The 22,161-nt window shown below is 41.3% G+C and carries 22 protein-coding genes; 6 read left to right on the top strand and 16 right to left on the bottom strand.

Going from position 1 to position 22,161, the window contains the following annotated elements; translation table 11 throughout:
* Positions 1-16 precede the first annotated feature (16 nt).
* From J7I80_RS05520 to J7I80_RS05570, 11 genes are all read right to left on the bottom strand, one after another.
* Positions 17-598: a glycerol-3-phosphate responsive antiterminator gene (locus J7I80_RS05520; protein ID WP_251027625.1), complete on the bottom strand. Its 582-nt coding sequence runs from the start codon at positions 596-598 to the stop codon at positions 17-19.
* A gap of 11 nt (positions 599-609) precedes the next feature.
* Complete coding sequence (locus tag J7I80_RS05525) at positions 610-855, bottom strand: HPr family phosphocarrier protein (protein WP_214736407.1); 246 nt, start codon at positions 853-855, stop codon at positions 610-612.
* Between the two features lie 94 nt (positions 856-949).
* Entirely contained in the window at positions 950-1,348 is a 399-nt protein-coding gene (gene dhaM / locus J7I80_RS05530; protein ID WP_214736409.1) for a dihydroxyacetone kinase phosphoryl donor subunit DhaM, read from the bottom strand.
* Positions 1,345-1,968 carry a dihydroxyacetone kinase subunit DhaL gene (gene dhaL / locus J7I80_RS05535; protein ID WP_214736411.1) on the bottom strand — a complete coding sequence of 208 codons (624 nt, stop codon included), beginning with the start codon at positions 1,966-1,968 and terminating at the stop codon, positions 1,345-1,347. The genes dhaM and dhaL overlap by 4 nt, the downstream gene beginning before the upstream one ends.
* 18 nt (positions 1,969-1,986) lie before the next feature.
* A complete protein-coding gene (gene dhaK, locus J7I80_RS05540; RefSeq protein WP_214736413.1) occupies positions 1,987-2,982 on the bottom strand; it encodes a dihydroxyacetone kinase subunit DhaK in 996 nt (331 codons plus the stop codon).
* 164 nt (positions 2,983-3,146) lie between these two features.
* The gene (locus J7I80_RS05545; protein WP_214736416.1) at positions 3,147-5,174 is read right to left on the bottom strand and encodes a sigma 54-interacting transcriptional regulator; all 2,028 of its coding nucleotides are present in this window, start codon (positions 5,172-5,174) and stop codon (positions 3,147-3,149) included.
* 138 nt (positions 5,175-5,312) lie between these two features.
* On the bottom strand, positions 5,313-6,965 hold the full coding sequence (locus J7I80_RS05550) for a glycerol-3-phosphate dehydrogenase/oxidase (RefSeq protein WP_214736417.1): 1,653 nt from the start codon (positions 6,963-6,965) through the stop codon (positions 5,313-5,315).
* Positions 6,966-7,124: 159 nt separating this feature from the next.
* Positions 7,125-8,615 (bottom strand): glycerol kinase GlpK, encoded by a 1,491-nt coding sequence (gene glpK / locus J7I80_RS05555; protein WP_214736419.1) that lies wholly within the window; start codon positions 8,613-8,615, stop codon positions 7,125-7,127.
* A 51-nt stretch (positions 8,616-8,666) separates the two neighbouring features.
* Positions 8,667-9,491 (bottom strand): MIP/aquaporin family protein, encoded by an 825-nt coding sequence (locus J7I80_RS05560; RefSeq protein WP_214736422.1) that lies wholly within the window; start codon positions 9,489-9,491, stop codon positions 8,667-8,669.
* 229 nt (positions 9,492-9,720) lie between these two features.
* Positions 9,721-10,269, bottom strand: a complete 549-nt coding sequence (locus J7I80_RS05565) for a glycerol-3-phosphate responsive antiterminator (protein ID WP_285289117.1) — start codon at positions 10,267-10,269, stop codon at positions 9,721-9,723.
* Between the two features lie 143 nt (positions 10,270-10,412).
* Positions 10,413-11,522 (bottom strand): M20 family metallopeptidase, encoded by a 1,110-nt coding sequence (locus J7I80_RS05570; RefSeq protein ID WP_353050086.1) that lies wholly within the window; start codon positions 11,520-11,522, stop codon positions 10,413-10,415.
* A gap of 295 nt (positions 11,523-11,817) precedes the next feature.
* Here J7I80_RS05570 and J7I80_RS05575 point away from each other — a divergent pair, with 295 nt between their 5' ends.
* From J7I80_RS05575 to J7I80_RS05585, 3 genes are all read left to right on the top strand, one after another.
* The gene (locus J7I80_RS05575; RefSeq protein WP_214736428.1) at positions 11,818-12,600 is read left to right on the top strand and encodes a transporter substrate-binding domain-containing protein; all 783 of its coding nucleotides are present in this window, start codon (positions 11,818-11,820) and stop codon (positions 12,598-12,600) included.
* A gap of 64 nt (positions 12,601-12,664) precedes the next feature.
* Positions 12,665-13,309: an amino acid ABC transporter permease gene (locus J7I80_RS05580; protein WP_214736430.1), complete on the top strand. Its 645-nt coding sequence runs from the start codon at positions 12,665-12,667 to the stop codon at positions 13,307-13,309.
* Positions 13,306-14,034, top strand: a complete 729-nt coding sequence (locus J7I80_RS05585) for an amino acid ABC transporter ATP-binding protein (protein WP_251027620.1) — start codon at positions 13,306-13,308, stop codon at positions 14,032-14,034. The genes J7I80_RS05580 and J7I80_RS05585 overlap by 4 nt, the downstream gene beginning before the upstream one ends.
* 273 nt (positions 14,035-14,307) lie before the next feature.
* On the opposite strand, the gene J7I80_RS05590 is transcribed toward J7I80_RS05585, so the two are convergent.
* Complete coding sequence (locus tag J7I80_RS05590) at positions 14,308-14,679, bottom strand: hypothetical protein (protein ID WP_214736432.1); 372 nt, start codon at positions 14,677-14,679, stop codon at positions 14,308-14,310.
* 458 nt (positions 14,680-15,137) lie between these two features.
* Positions 15,138-16,190 (bottom strand): hypothetical protein, encoded by a 1,053-nt coding sequence (locus J7I80_RS05595; RefSeq protein ID WP_214736434.1) that lies wholly within the window; start codon positions 16,188-16,190, stop codon positions 15,138-15,140.
* Between the two features lie 174 nt (positions 16,191-16,364).
* Here J7I80_RS05595 and J7I80_RS05600 point away from each other — a divergent pair, with 174 nt between their 5' ends.
* Positions 16,365-16,709, top strand: coding sequence for a hypothetical protein (locus J7I80_RS05600; protein ID WP_214736436.1), 345 nt, complete (start codon positions 16,365-16,367; stop codon positions 16,707-16,709).
* 99 nt (positions 16,710-16,808) lie between these two features.
* Here J7I80_RS05600 and J7I80_RS05605 read toward each other — a convergent pair whose 3' ends face one another.
* On the bottom strand, positions 16,809-18,317 hold the full coding sequence (locus tag J7I80_RS05605) for a methyl-accepting chemotaxis protein (RefSeq protein WP_214736438.1): 1,509 nt from the start codon (positions 18,315-18,317) through the stop codon (positions 16,809-16,811).
* 205 nt (positions 18,318-18,522) lie between these two features.
* Between J7I80_RS05605 and J7I80_RS05610 the strand changes: the two genes are divergently transcribed.
* Entirely contained in the window at positions 18,523-18,864 is a 342-nt protein-coding gene (locus J7I80_RS05610) for a hypothetical protein (protein ID WP_214736440.1), read from the top strand.
* Between the two features lie 626 nt (positions 18,865-19,490).
* On the opposite strand, the gene J7I80_RS23615 is transcribed toward J7I80_RS05610, so the two are convergent.
* Together J7I80_RS23615 and J7I80_RS05620 are read right to left on the bottom strand one after the other, a co-directional pair.
* Complete coding sequence (locus J7I80_RS23615) at positions 19,491-19,607, bottom strand: WG repeat-containing protein (protein WP_214736581.1); 117 nt, start codon at positions 19,605-19,607, stop codon at positions 19,491-19,493.
* Positions 19,608-19,675: 68 nt separating this feature from the next.
* On the bottom strand, positions 19,676-20,857 hold the full coding sequence (locus J7I80_RS05620) for a carboxypeptidase-like regulatory domain-containing protein (protein WP_214736442.1): 1,182 nt from the start codon (positions 20,855-20,857) through the stop codon (positions 19,676-19,678).
* A gap of 597 nt (positions 20,858-21,454) precedes the next feature.
* On the opposite strand from J7I80_RS05620, the gene J7I80_RS05625 reads away from it, so the two are divergent.
* The gene (locus J7I80_RS05625) at positions 21,455-21,916 is read left to right on the top strand and encodes a hypothetical protein (RefSeq protein WP_214736444.1); all 462 of its coding nucleotides are present in this window, start codon (positions 21,455-21,457) and stop codon (positions 21,914-21,916) included.
* Positions 21,917-22,161 lie beyond the last annotated feature (245 nt).

Here is a 22,161-nt window from a genome sequence, read left to right on the forward strand (position 1 = left end):
CCGACGCTTTAGTGTGTTAAATTACTTTATATTGTTTTTGTACGTATTCCATCGCCTGCCATAACGCTACATGCGAGGTTGTTACTGCCTGTGCTCCGGCACTCAGCGCACAATTCACTTCTTCTTTTGTGGTCACAAGACCTCCTGCGAGGATGGGTATGTCGATGTCATTGGATAGCTTTTTAATAAAGCCCGGAATGATTCCTGGCAGGATTTCCAGATAATCTGCGTTTGTTTTATGGGCGATATCATAGCTTTTCTCCAAAGCTTGAGAATCTAGCAAAAAGACTCGCTGAATGGTCAGAAGGCCTCGCCTTTTTGCTTTGGCAATTACGCTTGGTCTCGTCGAGATGATTCCATACGGCTTGATGTCCTGACAAATGTACTCTATTGAATATTCGTCGTTCTTGAGGCCCTGGATTAGGTCTGTATGGATTAAAACCTTCTTGCCATATTCCTTTGCAAGCTGTGAAATAGGCTTCAAATGAAGCAGGTCTGTATCAAGGTACACTCCACACTCGTAGCTGCTTTTCAAAAACAAATCATATTGGCGTTTATTCTTGGAAACTGGAATCAAACTTTGTCCATTAAAGCACATAATTCCACCCTTTATAAGTTTTTGATAAGCCAATCCATCGCTTCCTGTTCATCTCTGCCGTCCACGGTCACGCGAACCGTTTCCCCTTGTTTAATGACTGATGTCATCAAACTGATGATGCTTTTGGGATTTAGCCTTTTCCCTCCAGCTTGGAACTCCACATTGCTGGCGAACTCGTTGAGCCTTTTTACAAGCAATGCAGCAGGACGTGCATGAAGTCCCTTTTCAATTGAAATCGTAATATCTCTTTCTATCATAAAACTCTCCTCAGGCGATACGGCAGCGCTTTTACATTTTAAGTGCGCAACTCTTCCTACAAAATTGATTTTTCAAAGAGCTTTTTGACACTGCCTATCGCATCACTTTTTGAAGGCTCTTAGCTTCTTCGGCCGAAGCGATGACCTCATCTAGACTGCTGCCTATTCCTGACTGGATGACAGCGGCATACGCACCCTCGACCAGCGGCGCATCCGCAATTTTAATCTTTTTGACTTCATCTCCCATCATTTCCAGAGCCATTTCGGCATTGATCAACGCACTGCCTAAATCAAAAAGAATGGCAACACCCTTCTCAGAGTATACCGATTCAATAGCTTTCTTGATTTTGAATACATCCGTTCCAATTTCATTTACACTTGTTCCACCTGCTGTGGCAATCGGGACATTTTGCTGTATTTGATCCAGCAATTCCTCCAGTCCTTTGACAAGCTCATGACTATGGGAAATCAACACAATTCCAACGTTCTTCATGACCGGGCTCCTTGGCAGACTTTTGACAGTTCAATGAATAAGAAGGCGGATGAGGCTGCTCCAGGATCAATATGGCCGACAGAACGGGGACCCAAATAGGAGGCACGGCCTTTTTTAGCTTCGATTTGCTTCGTGCCTTCCATATTTTCCCGTGTTAACTGGATGAACCGGTCCCAATCTACATTTATTTCCTTTTGTAAAAATTCAACTGCAGGAATCCAGACATCCAGCATCGTTTTATCTCCTAAACTTGCTTTCCCTCTTAGCTTCAATCCCTCGAGAGACTCAGCTAAAGCTGCGGCAAGCTCTTCTGTGGAAGCGGAGGTTTTTTCTTTTAATGGTCCTGCTGCTTTTAAAAAAGCTGTCCCATAAAGCGGCCCGGAAGCTCCACCTATCTTTGACAGCAATACCATGCCCGCATCTTTGAAAAGAGAACCCAGGTCAGCATATTGGGCTGTTTCCAGCTTCTGACTCAGTTCTTTGAAGCCCCTGGCCATGTTTATGCCATGGTCACCATCGCCGATTGCCTGGTCAAGCTCGGTCAGATACATTTTTTGTTGCTGGTAGACTTCATTCAAATTCATCAGCCATAACTTTGCTTCTAGCACTCTGAATGACATAGCGTACTCTCCTTCTCGTTATTTCTTGAATGCAATGGTATCAGCTGCGGCATCAAGCAGTTCTGCCAGCTGCTGATCAAGACGCAGAAGTGTGATCGAACAGCCTGCCATCTCAAGCGATGTCATATATTCTCCGACAAATGTTTCACGGACTGAGATATTCATTTCATTCAATACAGCTGAGACTCGATTATTGACAATATAGAGTTCCATCAACGGGGTAGCTCCAAGTCCATTAATCATCACAGCCACTTCATCGTCTTCGTCAATCCCCAGCTGATTGACCACTTTATTTAAAAGAATATCCGTTACTTCATCAGCCGTTTTGATTTCGCCCCGTTCAATCCCTGGTTCCCCGTGGATGCCTGTTCCAATTTCTATTTCATTTTCAGCAAGCGTAAAACCCGGTTTCCCCGCAGCTGGGACCGTGCAAGGAGTCAATGCCATGCCTATCGAGCTCAAGTTGGTTATGACCTTGTTTGCAACCGCTGCCACTTCTTCCAATGAAGCACCCGTTTCCGCCAATGCTCCAGCAATTTTGTGGACGAAAATGGTCCCTGCTATGCCGCGCTTGCCGACTGTATATGTAGAATTTTCTACTGCGGCATCGTCATTGACGATCACTTTTTCAACTGAAATCCCTTCCGCCTCTGCAAGTTCAGCAGCCATTTCAAAATTCATCACATCTCCGGTATAATTCTTGATGACCAGCAGGACTCCTTTGCTACCATCGACTGCCTTGATCGCTTCAAAAACCTGATCAGGAGTTGGCGATGTGAAAACTTCCCCGGCCACCGCCCCGTCAAGCATTCCCTTGCCGACATATCCTCCATGGGCTGGCTCGTGGCCACTGCCGCCACCGCTGATGATGCCGACTTTTCCCTGGACGGGAGCGTCTGCCCTTACGACGACATTTGTTCCAGGAACCCGCTTTACTTTCTTTGGATTGGCAGCCACGAATCCGGCAACCATCTCCGAAACTACATTTTCAGGATGATTAATCAATTTTTTCATGCAAAACCCTCCTTTTTTTCAGCAGTATTTTTACAGCTCAGAAATCCTGCCCTCCACCTGTTTTTTCATACTGCCATAGCTTCGTGTTATTAAGTTGCAAGAAACATGCCAAAGCAGCTTACTGGTTTTGTCAGGAAAGACGGGCCTGATTTGGATACTTTCTATCAAGTATGTTGATAATTTTTCCCAAGCAAATGGTCAAGGTTATATTTTCTCAGTTTACTGGCAGCTGTCTTATGGGTGATTCCCAGCGCTTTTGCCAGCTGGTTGTAGCTTGGATAAAAACGGACTGCGTGTTCAAAGATTTGCTTCTCGTATGCTTCCAATGTCAACACTTCCTGATTGAAATCCAGTGCCATCGTTTTCCGGCTCTGATTCAATATGTATTCAGGCAAGTCCCGGCAGTAAAGTGTGTCATCAGTTGTCAGTGCAGCAGTTCGTTCAATAATATTCTGGAGCTCCCTGATGTTCCCCGGCCAGTGATAGCTTCCGAGCGCCTCCAGAAACCCTTTTTCATACAGCTTGATACTTTTTCCCATCTGACTGTTAAAATGGTTGCGAAAGTGATCAGCCAGGAGCGGAATATCTCCTTTTCGGTTCCTTAAAGGCGGCAGATGGACCGGGATTACATTCAAACGATAATAAAGGTCCTCTCTGAACTTCTTTTCATCCATCAATTTGGACAAGTCTTCATTTGTTGCCGCAATAATTCGCACATCCAGCTTAATGGTTTTATTTCCGCCCACTCTCTCAAATTCACGCTCCTGCAGAACCCTGAGCAGCTTTGCTTGTAAATCCATGTCAAGCGTCCCGATTTCATCAAGGAAGATCGTTCCTAAGTCAGCCAGTTCAAATTTTCCCTGGCGTGTTTTATCCGCACCTGTAAAAGAACCTTTCTCATGCCCGAATAATTCGCTCTCAATCAGATTCCGCGGAATGACTGCACAATTCACTCTTATGAATGGTTTGTTTTTTCGATTGCTGGATTCATGGATGGCACGCGCCACAAGCTCCTTTCCTGTTCCGCTTTCACCGGTGATCACTACAGTAGAAATCGTCCTGGAGACCTTGTTGGCAATGGTAAGACTTTCCATAAGCGCTCCACTTCGCCCGATAATACAAGAAAAAGATTCATCAAGCTGAAGGTGCTTGTAAAGCTCACCCTCAAGATATTTCGTACGTTCTTCCATTACCTCAAGCTTTTTCATTAACGACCTGACTTCATCAAATGGGCTTAAAGAAACGACGGCACCACGAAACTTGCTATCTATCAATATCGAATTTACTTTTACAATATAAGAGTCATTTTGAATCATTTTAATATCATTATAAAAAGCCGTTTTTCCAGCTGTCAGCTTTGACCACACTTTTTGGCCAATAAGCTTTTCAACGAACCTCTCCTTACACAAACCTTCCAAAAGCCTGTCCATCTGTTCATTCATATACATACAGCTGCCATCCCGGTCAGTAAGTGCTATGTAATCTGTGACAGAATCCAACACAAGATTTAGCTGTTCTTGAAGCTCCCGTTCTCTCCTCAGTTCCGAATTTATTTTTTCAAAATCAGAAATGTCCTGAAAAATAGCAACTGCACCAATGATTCTTCCATCGAGAAATATAGGGGCCCGGTTTGCGAGAATCGTATATTTTTTGAGTATTTGCTTTTCAGCAAATACTGTCTTCCCGGTTTGCAGGATTTCATGGAGCTTGTAGTGGGGAACGATTTCATCGGCTCTTCTATTCAACAGCTCAAAAGCTGGTATTCCTAAAAGCCTGACTGCCGCTTCATTTACGAAGGTAATCATATTTTTGCTGTTAACGACGATCATACCGTTAGGCATATTAGAGACAGCTTCCTGCATGATCACGGAGTTTTCCATCAGGAGCCTGTCCGTTTCAAGCTCCTTCCTGTCCTGCTGTACAGGTTCAGCAAAGAAGCTGGTAATTTCGTTTTTCAAATCAATGGGTAGATCGTCTTCAAACAGGAGTTTGATTTGCTCACCCTGATTCACTTTAAGGGAAACGAGCGAAAGCAGGTTGGTAACCCCGACGCGGCGGCCCTTATATTCAACAAAGAAGTTTTTCAGCGCAGAACCGTCCTTGAGCGCTCCTTGCAGCATGGCAATCAATGACGCCGCACTTCTGACATGCAATCCATTTTTTTGGTTCATTTGAATGACTAGTTCATACATACGACTGCCTCCTATTGCACCTATGAAAAAACCTCCTATTTAAGGAGGTTTTCATATAGAAGTTATATGCAATTTTACCACAAAATTTCCAACTTCTCACAAATTAACAAATCTGTCATCCTCTTTTAATCTATCTACTTAAACAACAGGAGTAGTGGCCATATTGATTTCCTTATCAAGCTCTGCTTCATATCTTTCTTTTTCAGCATCGGCCCAGTTAAATTGTTCGGCCATATAGCCGCTGACAGCTGCTCTCGTTTCATGTACGGAGGTGATATCAAACAGCAAGTCGCCAGTCCTCCTGAAATAGAAATCAACCGGCGTTGCAATGAGCTCGTGCTCGATGCCATAAACCATTTTAGCAAAGGTGACTAACGGGATGCTGAACTTCTCAGCTTCTGCTTTTTTCTGGCTGACAAGATCGAAGATGATAGCGGAATTTGATCCATAGAACGCAGCAATATGCTTCGCTTCCTCTTTGGAGAAGCCGGCCTTTACTCCCTGCTGTGCAGCTGCTTCGACAAACTGCGTGAACTTCTCTGAACCACCGAAGTCCCCTCCGGATATCGGCAAATGCATCGTCTGGCTTGGCTTCAGTTTCCGACCTTCCTCTGATTCAAACTTCCCGGCCACAAGGTCAACAATCGTTTCCGCCATCTTGCGATAACCCGTCAATTTGCCTCCGGCAATCGTAATTAAACCTGAATCAGATTCCCAAATTTCATCTTTACGGGAAATCTCGGAAGGTCCCTTGCCTTCTTCATGGATCAGCGGACGAATACCAGCCCAGCTTGACTCGACATCTTCAGGCTTCGCTTTCACCTCTGGGAACATGTAATTAATCGCATTGATCAAATAATCCATATCTGCCTGAGTCATTTTTGGGTCCGCTTTGTCCTCATCATAAAACGTATCTGTCGTCCCTACATACGCCTTGCCGTTGCGGGGAATCGCGAACACCATTCTTTTATCTGGTGTATCGAAATAGACTGCCTGCTTGAGCGGGAATCGGGACTGGTCGATCACGATGTGAACGCCTTTTGATAGAATCAGGCTCTTACCTTTCTTGGAGCCGTCTTTTTCACGGATGTTATCCACCCACGGACCAGTTGCATTGATGATTTTCTTCGCATAGACCTCGTATTTTTTCCCAGATAGTTGATCATTGACGATGACGCCCACAATCCTGCCATTTTCATAGAGAAGATTCTCGACCTTGGAATAGTTCAGAGCTGTTGCGCCTTTTTCAACCGCTGCCTTCATGACCTCGATTGTCAGGCGCGCATCATCGGTGCGGTACTCGACGTAATATCCGCCGCCCTTTAAACCTTCCTTTTTAATAAGCGGCTCTCTCCGCAATGTTTCATCCTTGGAAAACATCGTTCTCCGTTCGCTCTTTTTTACCCCTGCTAAAAAGTCATAGACGCGCAGGCCGATGGAAGTCGTGAAGCTGCCGAATGTTCCGCCTTTGTGGAACGGGAGCAGCATCCACTCAGGAGTCGTTACATGCGGCCCGTTTTCATATACAATCGCTCTTTCCTTACCGACTTCAGCTACTACCTTTACATCCAGTTGCTTTAAATAGCGCAAACCGCCATGCACAAGCTTGGTTGAACGGCTGGATGTACCGGCCGCAAAATCCTGCATTTCAAGAACGGCGGTACTTAATCCTCTGGTCGCAGCGTCCAAAGCAATTCCGGCGCCTGTAATACCGCCGCCAATCACAAGTAAATCAAATTTATTTCTTTTTAAATTGGAGATAATATCATTGCGTTTTGTATTCGTGAACATGGTGTTTTCCTCCCTTAGAACAGGAAAAGAGACCACGAAAAACATTACCTAATGGACGGTAATGCTTCGCGGTCTCTCCAGATCTCCTGCCGTTTTATTAACTTGTTATTATTGTATCAGATTCCTCTATGATATGATAATGTCTTATTTTTGAATTTTTTATTTAAAAGCCATAGCTGCCTTTACAGCTTTTTTCCAGCCGCCGTAAAGCTGGTCGCGGTCTTCATCGGACATCTTTGGTTCAAATGAACGGTCGATTGCCCACTGCGATGCGATCTCCTCCTGGCTTTCCCAGTAACCAACTGCAAGACCCGCAAGGTACGCTGCTCCCAAAGCAGTTGTTTCGTTGACAACCGGTCTTTCGACAGGGACATTCAGCACGTCACTCTGGAAGTTCATCAGGAAGTTGTTCATGACTGCACCGCCGTCAACGCGGAGAGTCTTCAGCTCGATTCCTGAATCGGCTTCCATAGCTGATAGAACATCCTTCGTCTGGTATGCAAGGGACTCAAGGGTTGCACGGACAAAATGCTCTTTGCTAGTTCCGCGTGTCAGACCGAATACCGCACCTCTGACGTCGCTGTCCCAATAAGGAGTTCCCAAACCGACGAACGCTGGAACAACATAGACACCATCAGTAGATTCAACTTTAGCTGCATAATCTTCGCTGTCTTTTGCATTCTTGAGCATCCTCATGCCGTCACGGAGCCATTGGACCGCAGACCCGGCAACGAAAATGCTTCCTTCAAGGGCATACTCAACCTTGCCGTTCAAGCCCCAGGCAAGTGTTGTCAAGAGACCATGCTCTGACTTAACCGCTTTTTCACCAGTGTTCATCAACATGAAGCAGCCTGTTCCATAAGTATTCTTCGCCATGCCTTCCTCAAAGCAAGCTTGCCCGAATAATGCTGCCTGCTGGTCACCTGCGGCACCTGCAATCGGAACTTCCTTGCCGAAGAAGTGGTAATCCACTGTGTTTGCATAGACCTCAGAAGAAGGTTTAACCTCAGGAAGCATAGATGCTGGTACTCCAAGAATATCAAGAAGCTCCTCATCCCACTTCAAGTCATATATATTGAACATAAGCGTGCGCGAAGCATTGCTATAATCCGTAACATGGGCACGCCCACCGGAAAGCTTCCAAATCAGCCATGTATCAATTGTACCGAACATAAGCTTTCCTTCGTCAGCTTTTTGTCTCGCGCCCTCAACATTGTCAAGGATCCACTTCACTTTTGTACCTGAAAAATAAGCATCAATGAGCAAACCAGTTTTATCGCGGAAAAGGTCATTGTAGCCTTTTTCCTTCAGTTCATCGCAAATACCGCTTGTTTGGCGTGATTGCCAGACAATTGCATTATAAACTGGAACACCCGTTTCTTTATCCCATACAACTGTCGTTTCACGCTGGTTCGTAATTCCTATTCCCGCTATTTGGTCCGGCTTAACATTTGATTCTGATAAAACACCTGCGATGACAGCCAATACAGAGCCCCAGATTTCATTCGCATCGTGCTCTACCCAGCCTGGCTTCGGAAAATGCTGAGTGAATTCCTTTTGCGATACGTGGACAACCTTTCCTGCCTTATCGAAAAGAATGGCCCTTGAACTTGTTGTACCCTGGTCTAAAGATAAAATGTACTTTTCCATTAAATTATTCCTCCCCTATTATATTTAACCGTTTTCATTTTTATCGATATATTATACGCCTACTTTAGATGGATCTATCTGCCCTGCTTGTTTTTTTCCTACTGTATAAGCTAATGCAAGAATTATTGCTACTATACCAACTACAACCCAAAAAGTCTCTGTGACTGCTCCCGTGAAAAGAGCTTTGTAAGCGACTGCTCCAAGTGATCCTCCTAACAGAGGTCCAACGACCGGAATCCATGAATAGCCCCAGTTTGATCCGCCTTTGCCCGGAATCGGCAGGACGAAGTGGGCAATTCTCGGCCCAAGATCACGTGCCGGGTTGATGGCATAACCTGTTGTACCGCCCAGTGACATACCAATTACAACAATCAATAATCCAACTGCAATCGGGTTTAATCCCTCTGTAAACTGATTTGCTCCGATAAACAATAATCCTAAAACAAGAATAAAAGTGCCAAAAACTTCACTGAATAAGTTAGAAAATGTGTTTGGAATTGCAGGTCCTGTTGAGAAAACGCCCAATTTTGTGCCCGGATCATCTGTTGCCTTCCAGTGAGGAAGATAATGCAAGAATACTAGTGTTGCTCCAATAAATGCACCAATCATCTGCGCCAGCATATAGCCTGGTACATCTGCCCATGGGAATGAGCCATCAATCGCAAGTGCCAGAGTAACCGCAGGGTTCAAGTGCGCCCCGCTTATTGAACCAACCGCAAAAACTCCCATTGTAACCGCAAGTCCCCACGCAATTGTAATGACAATCCAACCGGCATCCTTAGCATAAGAATTCTTTAGCGAAGAGCCAGCTCCAATCCCGGCACCGAAGACAATCAAAATCATCGTGCCAATTACTTCTCCCATAAATGCTGACATAAACAATTCCCCTTTCGTGTATATCATTAAGATGTATATACAACTAAGAAAGTGCAAAAAAAAGGAGATCCACACAGCATACCTAAAAAAGCATAGGTATTTCAGTGTGAATCTCCCAATCTCCGTCACATTCTTAACTTGTATCTAAAGTATACTTACGATTGAAAACGCTGTCAACAGGTTAATTTTATTATTTTGATTTTTACATTTTCAATAGGAGATTTGTGAATCATTGAGCAAAGTGTTTCCAGCATTCTTTCTTCGAAGTCGTGACAGCTTCGGCTCCAGCATCCAGAGCTTTTTCCACATCCTGAATACTTCTGATGAAACCCCCAGCTAACAGGGGAATCTTAACCCTTTCCTTCACCTCTCCTATTATCTGGGGTACAATGCCCGGGAGGACTTCAATAAAATCAGGCTTCGTTTTTTCAAGAAGTTTATAGCTTTTTTCAAGCGCATGGGAATCCAGTAGAAAAATCCTCTGAATCGCCAGGACATCTTTCTGCTTCGCTTTTAAAATCACATTGGACTTGGTCGAGATCAGCCCATATGGTTTATATTCCTGACAGATAAACTCCGCGGAATAATCATCGCTTTTAATTCCATGGATCATATCCATATGGTAAAGCATCTTCTTCCCATGTGCTTCCGCCATCGTACTAACATGCTTCAGCTGAGCAATATGCATTTCAAGAAAGACGCCAACTTCATATGGGCTTTCCAGGAACCGCTCAAAATCCTTCATGTTCGTGCATGCCGGGAGAATTTTTTGATTCATACATTTCATCCTTTTAAAATCGTTTATTTTCCATGATAAAGAGAAGAGTGAGCAGGGGGTGAGCAGGGGGACGGTTCTCCTGCTCACTTTTTTTGTGTCCGGGCGGTTAAATGTGAGCACAAGAACCGTCCCTCTGACAACATTTACTCCTCATCCTTTGTCCCAATACTAACCAGCAGGTTTGTGAAAAATGCTGCTCGTTCTGGGATTTGGCTGATGATGATGTGTTCGTTTCTTGCATGGATTCCGTCACCAATGATACCAAGGCCATCCAGGGTTGGGATTCCCATGTTGGCTGTGAGGTTTCCGTCACTTCCTCCTCCAACAGAAGCTTCTTTTAATTTGAAGCCTTCTTCTTTTGCTGCTTCTTTGGCGGTCTGGAATAGATCTTTTGTATCTTGGTTTCGTTCCATCGGCGGGCGAGAAATGCCCCCTCGAACGTCGATACTTGTTCCCTCTGTGAATGGTGTCAGTCCACAAATTACTTCATCAATGTTTTCTTGTTCTTCACTGGTTATCGCACGGACATCGATGCCAATCTCTGCATGATCAGCCACGACATTGAGCTTGCCTCCGCCTTTAACAAATCCAACATTGACTGTGGTTCCGGCCTCGTAATCTGTCAATGACTCTAAATAATCAATGACCTTGGCAGCCTCTTGAATAGCACTTGCTCCTTCATGATGGTTGTTGCCAGCGTGGGCAGCCTTGCCTGTAATATCAATATGATAACGCGCTGACCCTTTTCTAGCTGTTTTTAAGGCACCCGTCCGAACAACGGGTGGTTCCGTAACCAATGCATAATCACAATCCTTCGCTATCTCTTCAATAACATAGCGTGATGTCGGACTGCTCACCTCTTCATCACTGGTAAAAAGGAAAACAATTTTCTTTGAGAACGGGATGTTCAGTTCCTTAATGGCTCTTATTGCCCAAAGCGCTTGCACAAGGCCTCCCTTCATATCCAGGATGCCAGGCCCATATGCACAATCGCCTTCGATTTTAAACTCTAATTCTCCAGGCTCCCATACTGTATCAAAGTGGGAAAGGATTAAGATGGTTTCATCTCCTTCCCCGAATTCAAATTTCAAATGATTCCCGTACTTCTCTTCTTCCAACACTTCTGCCCGTTCGCCAAAGTAGCGATATAAAAGCTCCTGTATCCTCTCTCCACACTCGTCCACGAGTTTTTTATTTAAGGATGGAGAATCACTTTCGACCAGAAACTTGATATCATCTAAAATCTCCTGCAAATGGTCCTCCATAAACTGCCTTATGGAATCCATTAATATCACGCTGCTTTCTTAAATTTATTTGATAAATCCGCGTATTCGATTTTACTATTATAACATTTACATAGTGTGCAGGGGGACGGTTCTCGTGCTCACTTTTTTGGTGCCAGTGCACTGAAAGGTGAGCACAAGAACCGTCCCTGTGCTAACATTCTACCCCTCCCAAAAGTCCCAAAAGCCTTTTCTTTTGCATCGGACAGGAAATGTTTGTTAACATGACTAATGTACTGAATTATCAAATAATTGGAGGGGTTGGATGAAAAAAATAAAGATATTTGGCTTTTTAATGATGGCAGTGATGCTGGTTTTGGCTGCATGCGGATCGAATGATGCAGCAAACGGCAGCGGGGATGAAGACGGGAGCAAAACGTACACTGTTGGTACGGATACTACTTATCCTCCGTTTGAATTTGAAGAAAAGGGTGAGTATAAAGGAATTGATATCGATATCATCAATGCCATTGCGGAGGAAGAGGGCTTTGAAATTGAATTGAAGCCGATGGACTTCGGAGGCATCATCCCAGCGATTCTTGCTGATCAGCTGGACGTAGCCATTGCCGGCATGAGCATCACGGATGACCGAAAAGAAAAAGTTGACTTTTCAGATCCATACTTTGATGCGGGGTTAACACTTGTTGTTTCAGAAGATAACAACGACATTACCAGCGTTGATGACTTGAAAGGTAAAGTTGTCGCCGTTAAGAATGGTACAACAGGTGCTGACCATGCCGAGAAAATCAAAGATGAGGCTGGCATTAAAGAAGTTCGCCAATTCAATGACAGCCCATCCATGTTCCAGGAAGTGGCAAATGGGAACGCAGATGTATTGATTGAAGACTACCCGGTTATCGCCTATGCCATCAAAACAAGCGGCCTTGACCTAAAGACCGTTGGGGACCGCCTGAATGGCGACCAGTATGGCATCGCTGTAAAAAAAGGCGAGAACCAGGAACTGCTTGAAAAAATCAACAGCGGCCTTCAAAAAATCAGGGACAACGGCAAGTACGAGGAAATCTTGAACACTTATCTTGAAGAGTAAAATTTTTTTCAGCGCGCTCCCAGTAAGCGCGCTGTCTTTTTCTAATAAAGAAAGGAGCTAGAAAATGGAAATATTCCAGGAAGCCCTTCCCGTCTTATGGGCCGGGATAAAACTGACAGCCTATATAACACTTATCGGCTTGCTGTTTGGATTCATCATCGGTTTAATTACAGCACTTTTCCGCCTTTCTCCGATTCCGCCTTTACGGTGGATCGCCATTTGGTTCATTAACTTTGTACGCGGAACGCCTTTCCTCGTTCAATTATTCTTTATATATTTCGGTTTGAATTCACTTCCCTTCATTTCGCTGCAACCTGTTACCGCAGGGATCGTTGGGATTGCCATCAATGCAGGCGCCTATATAGCTGAAATTGTCCGAGCCGGCATCCAGTCCATCGACAAAGGACAAACGGAAGCTGCACGGACTCTGGGACTGACCAGTGCGCAGACGATGCGTTATATCATCCTGCCGCAGGCATTAAGAAGGATGCTGCCGACATTTGTGAACCAGGCGATCATCAGCCTGAAGGACACCTCGCTTCTGTCTGTCATCGGAATCGCGGAACTGACACAAAGAGGGCAAGTCGTCGTATCAGCAACCTATGAACCTTTCAAAATATGGGGAATGGTCGCTCTCATGTACTTCATCCTGATTTACTTGTTGACCAAACTCGGCGACTTTATAGAGAGGAGGTATGAACTGCGATGAGTGTGATCCAGGTCAATAACCTTAAAAAATCCTTTGGGGAACTTGAAGTTTTAAAAGATATCAGTACAGAGGTGAAAGAGCAGGAAGTGGTCTGTGTCGTAGGTCCTTCCGGCTCTGGAAAAAGCACCTTCCTGCGTTGCTTGAATAGACTCGAGGAAATCACAGATGGCCATGTCATCGTGAATGGAAATGACATCACCGACCCGAAAATCAACATCAATAAAATCCGCCAGGAAGTAGGGATGGTGTTCCAGCACTTCAATCTCTTTCCTCATAAAACCGTGCTGCAAAACATTACGCTGGCACCGATCAAAGCCAAGGGTGTCGACAAAGAGGCTGCCAAACAGACAGCCCTTGAACTTCTCAGGAAAGTAGGCCTTGAGGAAAAAGCAGATAGCTATCCCGGAGAATTATCCGGAGGACAAAAGCAGCGTGTCGCCATTGCCAGGGCACTTGCCATGGAACCAAAGGTCATGCTGTTCGATGAACCAACCTCTGCCCTCGACCCCGAGATGATCGGAGAAGTCCTCGAGGTTATGAAAGACCTCGCCCGAGAAGGCATGACAATGGTCGTCGTGACACATGAAATGGGATTCGCCCGTGAAGTCGGCGACCGCGTCATCTTCATGGACGGCGGGTATATCGTTGAAGAGGATGTACCAGGCGAGTTGTTTGGGAATCCTAAACATGAACGTACGAAGGCTTTTCTGGGGAAGGTGTTGTAAAGGGGATGGTGAAGCAATCACAGGGACGGTTCTTGTGCTCACTCTCCACCGTCGTGAGCAAGCACAGGGACGGTTCCACTGCTTTTTTTTGCCTTGCCGGCAGGCAAAGGATGAAAAACCAGGGATGGTACCTACATATATTCCCACCAATATTAAAAAACTCGATTGCATTAGTCTGCAATCGGGTTTTTTAATAAGAAGTTTGAGCAGGAGAAACGTCCCCTTTCCTGATTTAATTATTTTTTATAAAAAAGAATCCCCACCATCGGGGATTCATCCTAATAACGCCATTAATATACCAAGAGACACAAAACCCAATACAACCATTCCGATAATTAATCCAACAATAATGGCTGCCATCTGCCAATCTGACACTAACCATGTAAACAATCCGATAATCGCCACGATTCCAAAGAAACCGACTGGAAAGACCATTGACAGAGTAGCCAATACAGGGAACACAAAAAACATCCCTACAGCTAAACCGCCCATCGCTTCCCCAAAATCTGTACGAGGTATCCTTTTCCTTACGATAGGTCTATAATGAGGCACCCTTCTTTTCCTTGATGATGATTTCTTTCTTCGAGGACTATCCCCCAACATTCCCGTATCACTTGTATAATAGTTTTCATCTTCCCAACCCATCTATCTTCACCCATCCTGTATGTATTAACTAACCTATGGTACATTCAGAACCATAGAATGGATAGTAACAATTCCTTCCATACGAACCAATTTGGATCCCCGGACAAATAAAATAATCACCACCAAGCTTATATCTTATATCCCCCAATTCCCTTAATGATATAAGTAACTTAACCATTGTTGAACTATTTCAACTCCCAAAAGCGACGCGCATCACCGTCTCAGTACCTCTGTGTTTCTGTCCATAGGGAGCCCGATAGATTTTGAATTGCTGAATGTTTGAACGCATTATCTAAAATTCATCTCTACTGAAGAATTCCTCACTAAAAAGCCCGACCGCTTTCTAAAGCAATCGGGCTCTCCTCTGATATTTTTTGAGCAGGAGAACCGTCCCTCTGCTTACCTCTGCTTGAGAAATGTGAGCAGAAGAACCGTCCCTCTGCTTGTTTTTTCTCCTCTTATAAATTCCGGTTATTAAAGTAATTTTCTAAATACTCAAGGTCTGTTTCATAGGCATTAATTGATTTGCTAAAATCACCATTTATGCCGTCTCTTCTATTTGAATTATCTAAGAGCCATTGAATATGTGAGACTATTTTTGAGATTGGGATATTCCTCATTGCTTTATGAATGGCGATCCATCTTTCTAGATCCGACTTGTCTGAGACTTCATAGCCATACTTTCTTAAATCACTTACCTCTTTCCAGTTTTCTGCAAATCCAGTTTTTTTATTATTTTTTTCGTCTCCTCCGTAATTTGATGCCTCAATTGGCTGCAAGTACATTCCTTCTTTTTTCAGCTGATAATATTCATTAAGTATCTTAAGTTTCGACTGGAACTTTACATGACCTGAAATATCTACTAAAAATCCCCATGTGAAAAGTTCCTCTTCCGTAATCCAATTAAATAACAAATCCCAATGTCCATGTAAATAGTCAAAAGCTTTATCTAACAGTTTTTTATCAATTATCCTTACAAAGTATAATAACTTTAATATCCAATCATCGTTTCTAGTAACTAAACTAGCCTTTATTAGTTCGTCCATATAAAGAGTGAATACCTCTTTATAAATAGGAAAAAGGTGCTCTTTCTTACTTGATAAGAACTCGAACAATAGCCGAAGATGTAGTTCTTCAATTTTATTCTTACTTAGCAGTTGTTTTACGAGTTTTTTAAACGCCGCTTCTACATCTATTGGTTTTAGTTCTCTATCATTAATAGATAAAAAGTTTTTATGCACATATAAATAAGCCAAATCTACTCTATCAACTTTTATCAAGAAAGTTACAAGATCTATTAATTCCTTATAACTATTAAACATAGAATTATTTAAGTCCATGAAAACACTATAGTCATCTTCAGAGCCTTTAGGTATCAAGATCTTTAAAAAGAACTCTAAATCCGTTTTTAAAATGGAGCCTTTCACTCTCTTTTTCAATTTATTATTAAGTTGTTTTAAATGTAAATTCTCTTGTTTTAGGTGTATTTGTTCTTCTGTTGTAAAAGTCATCTAAACCCCGACCTTATGTCTTGTATTTTTATTGTAACTATTTATGGTATCGGTTTTATTTTCCATTAGTTTAAATCTAAAAGAACGAAAACTTCATTATATGACAGGCCCAAAAAAATCTTTACCAGTACAGTTAGACCCAATATAATACAGGTAAAATAAGGAGGGAAGATTATGGAATCACAAAATAATCATGTGTGGGAAGACCTCGTTTCCAAGATTTCGCCTGGTGATAAAATTGACACATTGAAAGGGAAAGCCTTTGCAAAAGTAATGGAGATTAAAAATGATAGAATTCTCCTATTGCTTGAAAAGGGTGAAATCAGAGAAATGAGGAAGGGCCACGTATTGTCAGCCGTTCAAACCATCATTACAAATGGCAGAGTACGACAAAAAGATGTTCCAGGAAATTGTGAGCGTTTTATTCTGGGTGCTCTAAATTTTCTTCCTGAATTTCAACACGTTCAAGAATACGTTGCTTCCGAGGGGAAAAAAGTGCATTTTATCAAGTTAAAATAACACAGTGAATGTCAAGCACAGGGACGGTTCTAGTGCTCACTTCCAACCACTACGACAGCAAAAAAATGAGCAGGAGAACCGTCCCCCTGCTCACAAGAATTATTTAGGTTCTTCCTCAGCGTGATATGCTTCTTCTGATTCAGTCAAGATTGTTGTTGCATTGATTGTTGTATTTTCCATTGAAACTGCAATTTTTGAGCTATCGCTTGTCAACGTTTCAACAGTAGCACTCATTTCTTCCAGGCTGGCACTTGATTGTTCCAAGATAGATGCCAGTTCTGCGGTCGATCTTTGTACATTTGCACTATTGCTTACTACTTCTTCCGATAACTTTTCTGTTCTTTCTAAATCAGTGTAGATTCTCTCAAAACTGCTGGATAGTTTCTCAAAAAAAGCAACGATTTCTTCTGATGAATTGATTATTGCACCAATTTTATCTTCACTCGTCCCCATTTTCGATAGGGTGGTTTCATTGTCCTTACTTACCTCAGATAAATTAACGGTAATATTTTGAGCCGTGCTGTTAGTGATTTCTGCAAGTTTTCTTATTTCATCAGCAACAACTGAAAAACCCCGGCCTGCTTCCCCTGCTCTAGCAGCTTCAATTGAAGCGTTCAGTGCCAATAGATTGGTTTGCTCAGAAATTTGCTTAATGGCATCTGAAAAAGAGCTTGTCTCTTTGATTTTATTGCTCAAATTAATAAACATAAGATTTAGATCGAATATAAAAGCTTGTATGTCTTTAACGTCTTTGTTGAACATTAACACCTTCTTCTCACCAGAAGAGGTAATCTCATTTGTTTGCAGAGCATCTTTTGATAGACTCTTCATCATCTCTTGTAATTTGAGCATTACTTCAAATGAGACTTCTGCATTTTCAGAGATAGAATTAATTTGCTCACTTTGCTGCTGACTTCCAACAGACACCTCATTAATGACTTGCTTTATCTCGCTTTGTGCGATGATATTGCTTTGAATATGCTTATTTGTGTCTGATACTTCCTTCAGTATGTTTCTCATGTTGGACTGTATAAAATCCTTTTGCCTTTTTTGTTCTAAGGCATTTTCTTCAGAATCAAGAATTAGATTATTTATAGTTGTAGTTTGCTTTTGGTTAAGGTGAACAATCACAAATAGAAGGATTCCGGATAAAACATACACTAAAAAAACGGTCGGGGCATTTGCCTGTATTGTTTCGATTTCCTTCGTTCCTAATATGTAAGTTAAAGTTAGTGGAATAAACCCTAATACATACCCCATAATAAATACTTTTTTGTTTAATTGAACAACGGAGAAGATTGCCATAAAGAATGTAATAATGACAATGGACCACCCTCCACCAGTCAGATAGCCTCCAACAGTAGTAAAAAACAATGCCATTGTAATACCAATATAAGGGAACAACCAATACTTCTTAAAGACTCTTTGAAAAAGAAACAAAGCCAATGTAAATAGCAGCAGCTCAGAGCCATATATTAAACTCTGGGTTGCGTCTTTAGATACTAAAGATTTTATTAATCCCGCCAAAAGAGATAAAGAAAATACATAAAACATTATAAAGTTCTTCTTTTTAGATTCCTCAATTTGCATTTGTTTAAGTTTATCCATACTGAATTCCTACCTTACCTCAATTATTTTCGACTATTGCACTTTTATATCGACGAAAGATATAAAATGATAATATTAAAGGTGGTGGAAAATGTGTCCAAATGATATTCAGAAATATAAATAAAGGCAAAGATAGATGTCTACAGTCTCCAGGTAATAATCAGAATAAATGAACGGGCATTCTGTTGAGAAAGGAAGTTAAAGTTTGAAAAATAATTCAATCAAGTTAATACTAATGATTGCTATGGCTTTAATTTTCTTGGGGTACGTTGTTTTTATTTTTACCAACCCGGAAGACACCCGTTTTCTCCCCGTTCTTGCACTAGTGAGTTTGTTTGGGGTTGTCCTTTCAATAATACTCACATACAAAGTCAAAAATTGGTCATCCTTCATTTTTAATGCTTTGCCGATGTATATACTAGCACTATCCAGTTTTGGCTACTCTATCTTGGGTTCGGATAATTACTTTAAAGTTGCCTTCTTCTTTCTAATAATTTTATATCTGATTCGGCTTGTGAAAATAGGATGGAAAGATAATACTATTTAAAACTATTAAATTTCTCAATGTCATAGGAGTAGGGCTCTATGACTGAGGGGAAAATATATCAGTAAAAGCCCCACTCATTAATGGGAGTGAGGCTTTTGCTATCTGACTAGGTATAACTTTCGATACTTTTTGTTTTCCTTAACGATTTCACCGAACTTTCCCTCTTTAACCTCTAACTTATCCAAATTATAACAATAAAAATGCGTAAAGTGATCAAATAGCTTATTCACTTGTACCATATCATCTTTCCCCTCTTTTAATAGAACATGGATATGGTTGGACATCAAACACCAAGTAATACACCTGTAACCCGATCTTTTTATATATTCTTTAAATCTCAAGGAACCTCCTGGGGTCCTCATCATCTCATCGTGCCCTCTTCCCCCTATAGAGAAAACCGTCTTTTCCCCTTTTTTGTTGAATGAACTTTTTTACATTATCCAACAGTTTACTATATACCAGTATCCGTTGCTTATTATCTCTCTTAGATTTATTCTCCCTCATAGTACACTCAAAGTGCTGCCAGCTTATTAAAAGTTAAAGGCACGGTGAGCAGCTAAAGGAGCTCATCGTGCCTTTTTTCGTACAAAATTTCAATTTGTCCCTTACAAGAACCGTCCCCCCTCTTATGGATTGGCTATATATCTCCTCATTCCGTCCTTGTAAACCCTTGCCACCCCATTTACAGAGTATCCCGCTTCATCATAATGTGCTCGAAAAACAATTTCCCCTATTTTGTTTATATATCCGGCCTAGCTACCATTTTAATTTAGCCATTTATTATGGATAGCACATGTTTTTACAACAGAATTTATTGTGTTACTACGAGACCATTTAGATCTGAACCATTAATAGTGATAGGTAAACTTGCAATTGGGTTTTGTGGTTTACCGATGTTGATGGTATATTGCCCATCAACAAGACCATTTATAGCAAAATTTCCTTCCCTATCCGTATTAAAGTTATAGCCGAAAATCCCGCCATTTCCATAGCTAAAGGAAATAGACTCACTTGCTAGTGGATTTCCATTTTTATCAACGGCTTTACCTCTTACAGAATGTGTAGACACTGAAAGGTTAATATCAACATTCTCATCTTTACCATTCACCACAATCTCTGTTGGTGTTGATACATTAAATCCTGGTACATGATAACTAATTTGATAAATACCATTTGGCACTTGGAAATTAAATGTCTTAAAGTCACGAGGAGATTCAGAGTAATAGACTCCAGTATTTTTATCGACTAATACCAAACCCGCATAAAATTCTTTTCCATTTAGATCAATCATTTTGCCCTTTATGTTGTAAAGTTGAACATTCGATATAAGGTTGATTCCAGTTTGATTTTGACTATTAACCGAGATTGTTTTTTCAAGTAGAGGATTCTGTACGGATCCAACTTTTAATGTATATTGGCCATTTGCTAAATTCATAAGACTGAATTCACCTTGCCAGCCCGATTCAAATTGCGTTTGTTGCCCTAATTGATTAATGACATATATTTTTGCTAATCGAATTGGTTCATTATTTGTAAATTTGATTGTTCCTTCGATTGAATAAGAGCCTTGTGATGGGTTGGGCTGCGTTCCTTGTAAGAGTCTGTTTATATCATTTCGTATAGTTGATACATCATTTTGCAAGGTGCTTAGTAAGTTGCTATTCTCGCTTGCCTGGTTGGCAAGTAACCCTAACTGCTCTTCGTGATAGGATAGCTCCTTTTGAGTATTGCCTAAAAAATTTGTAAGTGACTCAATCTTATTTTCTTGCTCGTGAATCTGTGTTTCTTGACTTTTAATGGTCATTTCCAATTGTTCGATTGAACTTGATAGATTCTTATTTGTTTCTTCCAATTCTGACAGTCTTTCCTCGATTTTTGATATTAATGCAGGTATTCCGTTATTTCCACCTTCTGCTTTTGCATAAGGGAATGTATAAATGGTTGATAATGCTAGAAAAAACACCACAAGTACGATAACTAGTTTTTTGTTCATTTTTACTCTCCTCTTAACTCAGTTTTCATTTTTTGTATTTCTTTTGAACCTTTTTTACAATATGTTCAGTTCTAGTAACTTATAGTTCTTGACTTATCACTCCTTAAGCACTAACCAAATCTACCTAGTATTGTAATAGTTGTTCTAAAGATTCGGTGTAGAAGTTTGTCGAAATTTTCAGTTTTTTTATAAATTTTTCCAATATTTTTGTTCATTTCTTTGCTAAATGATATAGTTTTTTATGACAGGTGTAAGATGTCCTGTAAAATGTAAAAAATCCATCAATTCAACGATTCTCCTGCCTGTATTCCCACCAATACAAAAAGCTAGACTGCTGTTACGGCAATCGAGCCTTTTATATTTGGTTTTTCAAGCAGGAGAACCGTCCCCCTGCTTACGCCCCCTAACTTCCATTTTATCTTATAAATGAAATACCTAAATCAAACAGAGGTTTTTTTGTTATAAAACCAGAACCCTATATAAAAATTGGTAATTAGCTGATATAAGGCATTAATACATTTACAAATGTTACAATGTGTCTTGGGATTGTAACTATCTCGAAAAACATACAATAGATAAAATGGGGAGAAAACGAAGATGATGAAGAAAATTGCAACTTTAGTTTTAGCAACATGTTTTATTGTGTCAAGTGCATCGGCCGATATGGTTGCCCAAGATATTAAACAGACTGACTCTTTTTACAATGATGTTCAGTATGTGTTGAGTTACAATATTATGAAAAACAAATTTGTACAGCCTGAGTACAATAGGTATGAGTTCAGACCATACGAATCAGTTCAAAGGTTTGAACTTGCAGGCAGCTTTTTAAAGTTTAGAAACATGATGTATTGGAATGAACTGAAGCCACTTCAAGACCAAGACAAAATTCTTGAGGAAAAGGTTGAACAAGTCAGCAATCAACAAGAAGAAATACAAGCTCTTCAAGTTGAAAATAAAGAATTGAAAACCCAATTGGCTGACCTTAATGCTCGTCTTCAAACTCTTGAAGAAAATGCAAAACAATGGAATCTAAATAAACCTGTAACACCTTCTGAGTAAATATAGAGTGAGTGATCGAGCTTAGTGCTCGGTCTTTTTTTATATAAAATGAGACTTTTATTCATATAAAAAAGAATCCTCAATTTAAATAAAATTATGGTATCAGCTGCATATGGTGAATATAAAGCCAAGAAAGATTTGGTACGCAGGGGGACGGTTCTCCTGCATGTTTTTCTGTATTCAAAAAGCTCGATTGCTAATAATGCAATCGAGCTTTTTATTTGGAATTTTGCGCAGGAGCACCG

Origin of the sequence: Bacillus sp. ISL-41, assembly GCF_018613235.1 — a bacterium.
Lineage (GTDB): Bacteria > Bacillota > Bacilli > Bacillales > Cytobacillaceae > Mesobacillus.

Coding starts and splice junctions, on each gene's coding strand:
- J7I80_RS05590 (WP_214736432.1), bottom strand. CDS start 14,679: ATGGGTTGGGAAGATGAAAACTATTATACAAGTGATACGGGAATGTTG.
- J7I80_RS05565 (WP_285289117.1), bottom strand. CDS start 10,269: ATGAATCAAAAAATTCTCCCGGCATGCACGAACATGAAGGATTTTGAG.
- J7I80_RS05580 (WP_214736430.1), top strand. CDS start 12,665: ATGGAAATATTCCAGGAAGCCCTTCCCGTCTTATGGGCCGGGATAAAA.
- J7I80_RS05620 (WP_214736442.1), bottom strand. CDS start 20,857: ATGAACAAAAAACTAGTTATCGTACTTGTGGTGTTTTTTCTAGCATTA.
- J7I80_RS05585 (WP_251027620.1), top strand. CDS start 13,306: ATGAGTGTGATCCAGGTCAATAACCTTAAAAAATCCTTTGGGGAACTT.
- J7I80_RS05605 (WP_214736438.1), bottom strand. CDS start 18,317: ATGGATAAACTTAAACAAATGCAAATTGAGGAATCTAAAAAGAAGAAC.
- J7I80_RS05575 (WP_214736428.1), top strand. CDS start 11,818: ATGAAAAAAATAAAGATATTTGGCTTTTTAATGATGGCAGTGATGCTG.
- glpK (WP_214736419.1), bottom strand. CDS start 8,615: ATGGAAAAGTACATTTTATCTTTAGACCAGGGTACAACAAGTTCAAGG.
- J7I80_RS05595 (WP_214736434.1), bottom strand. CDS start 16,190: ATGACTTTTACAACAGAAGAACAAATACACCTAAAACAAGAGAATTTA.
- J7I80_RS05625 (WP_214736444.1), top strand. CDS start 21,455: ATGATGAAGAAAATTGCAACTTTAGTTTTAGCAACATGTTTTATTGTG.
- J7I80_RS05520 (WP_251027625.1), bottom strand. CDS start 598: ATGTGCTTTAATGGACAAAGTTTGATTCCAGTTTCCAAGAATAAACGC.
- J7I80_RS05550 (WP_214736417.1), bottom strand. CDS start 6,965: ATGTTCACGAATACAAAACGCAATGATATTATCTCCAATTTAAAAAGA.
- J7I80_RS05545 (WP_214736416.1), bottom strand. CDS start 5,174: ATGTATGAACTAGTCATTCAAATGAACCAAAAAAATGGATTGCATGTC.
- dhaM (WP_214736409.1), bottom strand. CDS start 1,348: ATGAAGAACGTTGGAATTGTGTTGATTTCCCATAGTCATGAGCTTGTC.
- J7I80_RS05600 (WP_214736436.1), top strand. CDS start 16,365: ATGGAATCACAAAATAATCATGTGTGGGAAGACCTCGTTTCCAAGATT.
- J7I80_RS05560 (WP_214736422.1), bottom strand. CDS start 9,491: ATGTCAGCATTTATGGGAGAAGTAATTGGCACGATGATTTTGATTGTC.
- dhaK (WP_214736413.1), bottom strand. CDS start 2,982: ATGAAAAAATTGATTAATCATCCTGAAAATGTAGTTTCGGAGATGGTT.
- J7I80_RS05525 (WP_214736407.1), bottom strand. CDS start 855: ATGATAGAAAGAGATATTACGATTTCAATTGAAAAGGGACTTCATGCA.
- dhaL (WP_214736411.1), bottom strand. CDS start 1,968: ATGTCATTCAGAGTGCTAGAAGCAAAGTTATGGCTGATGAATTTGAAT.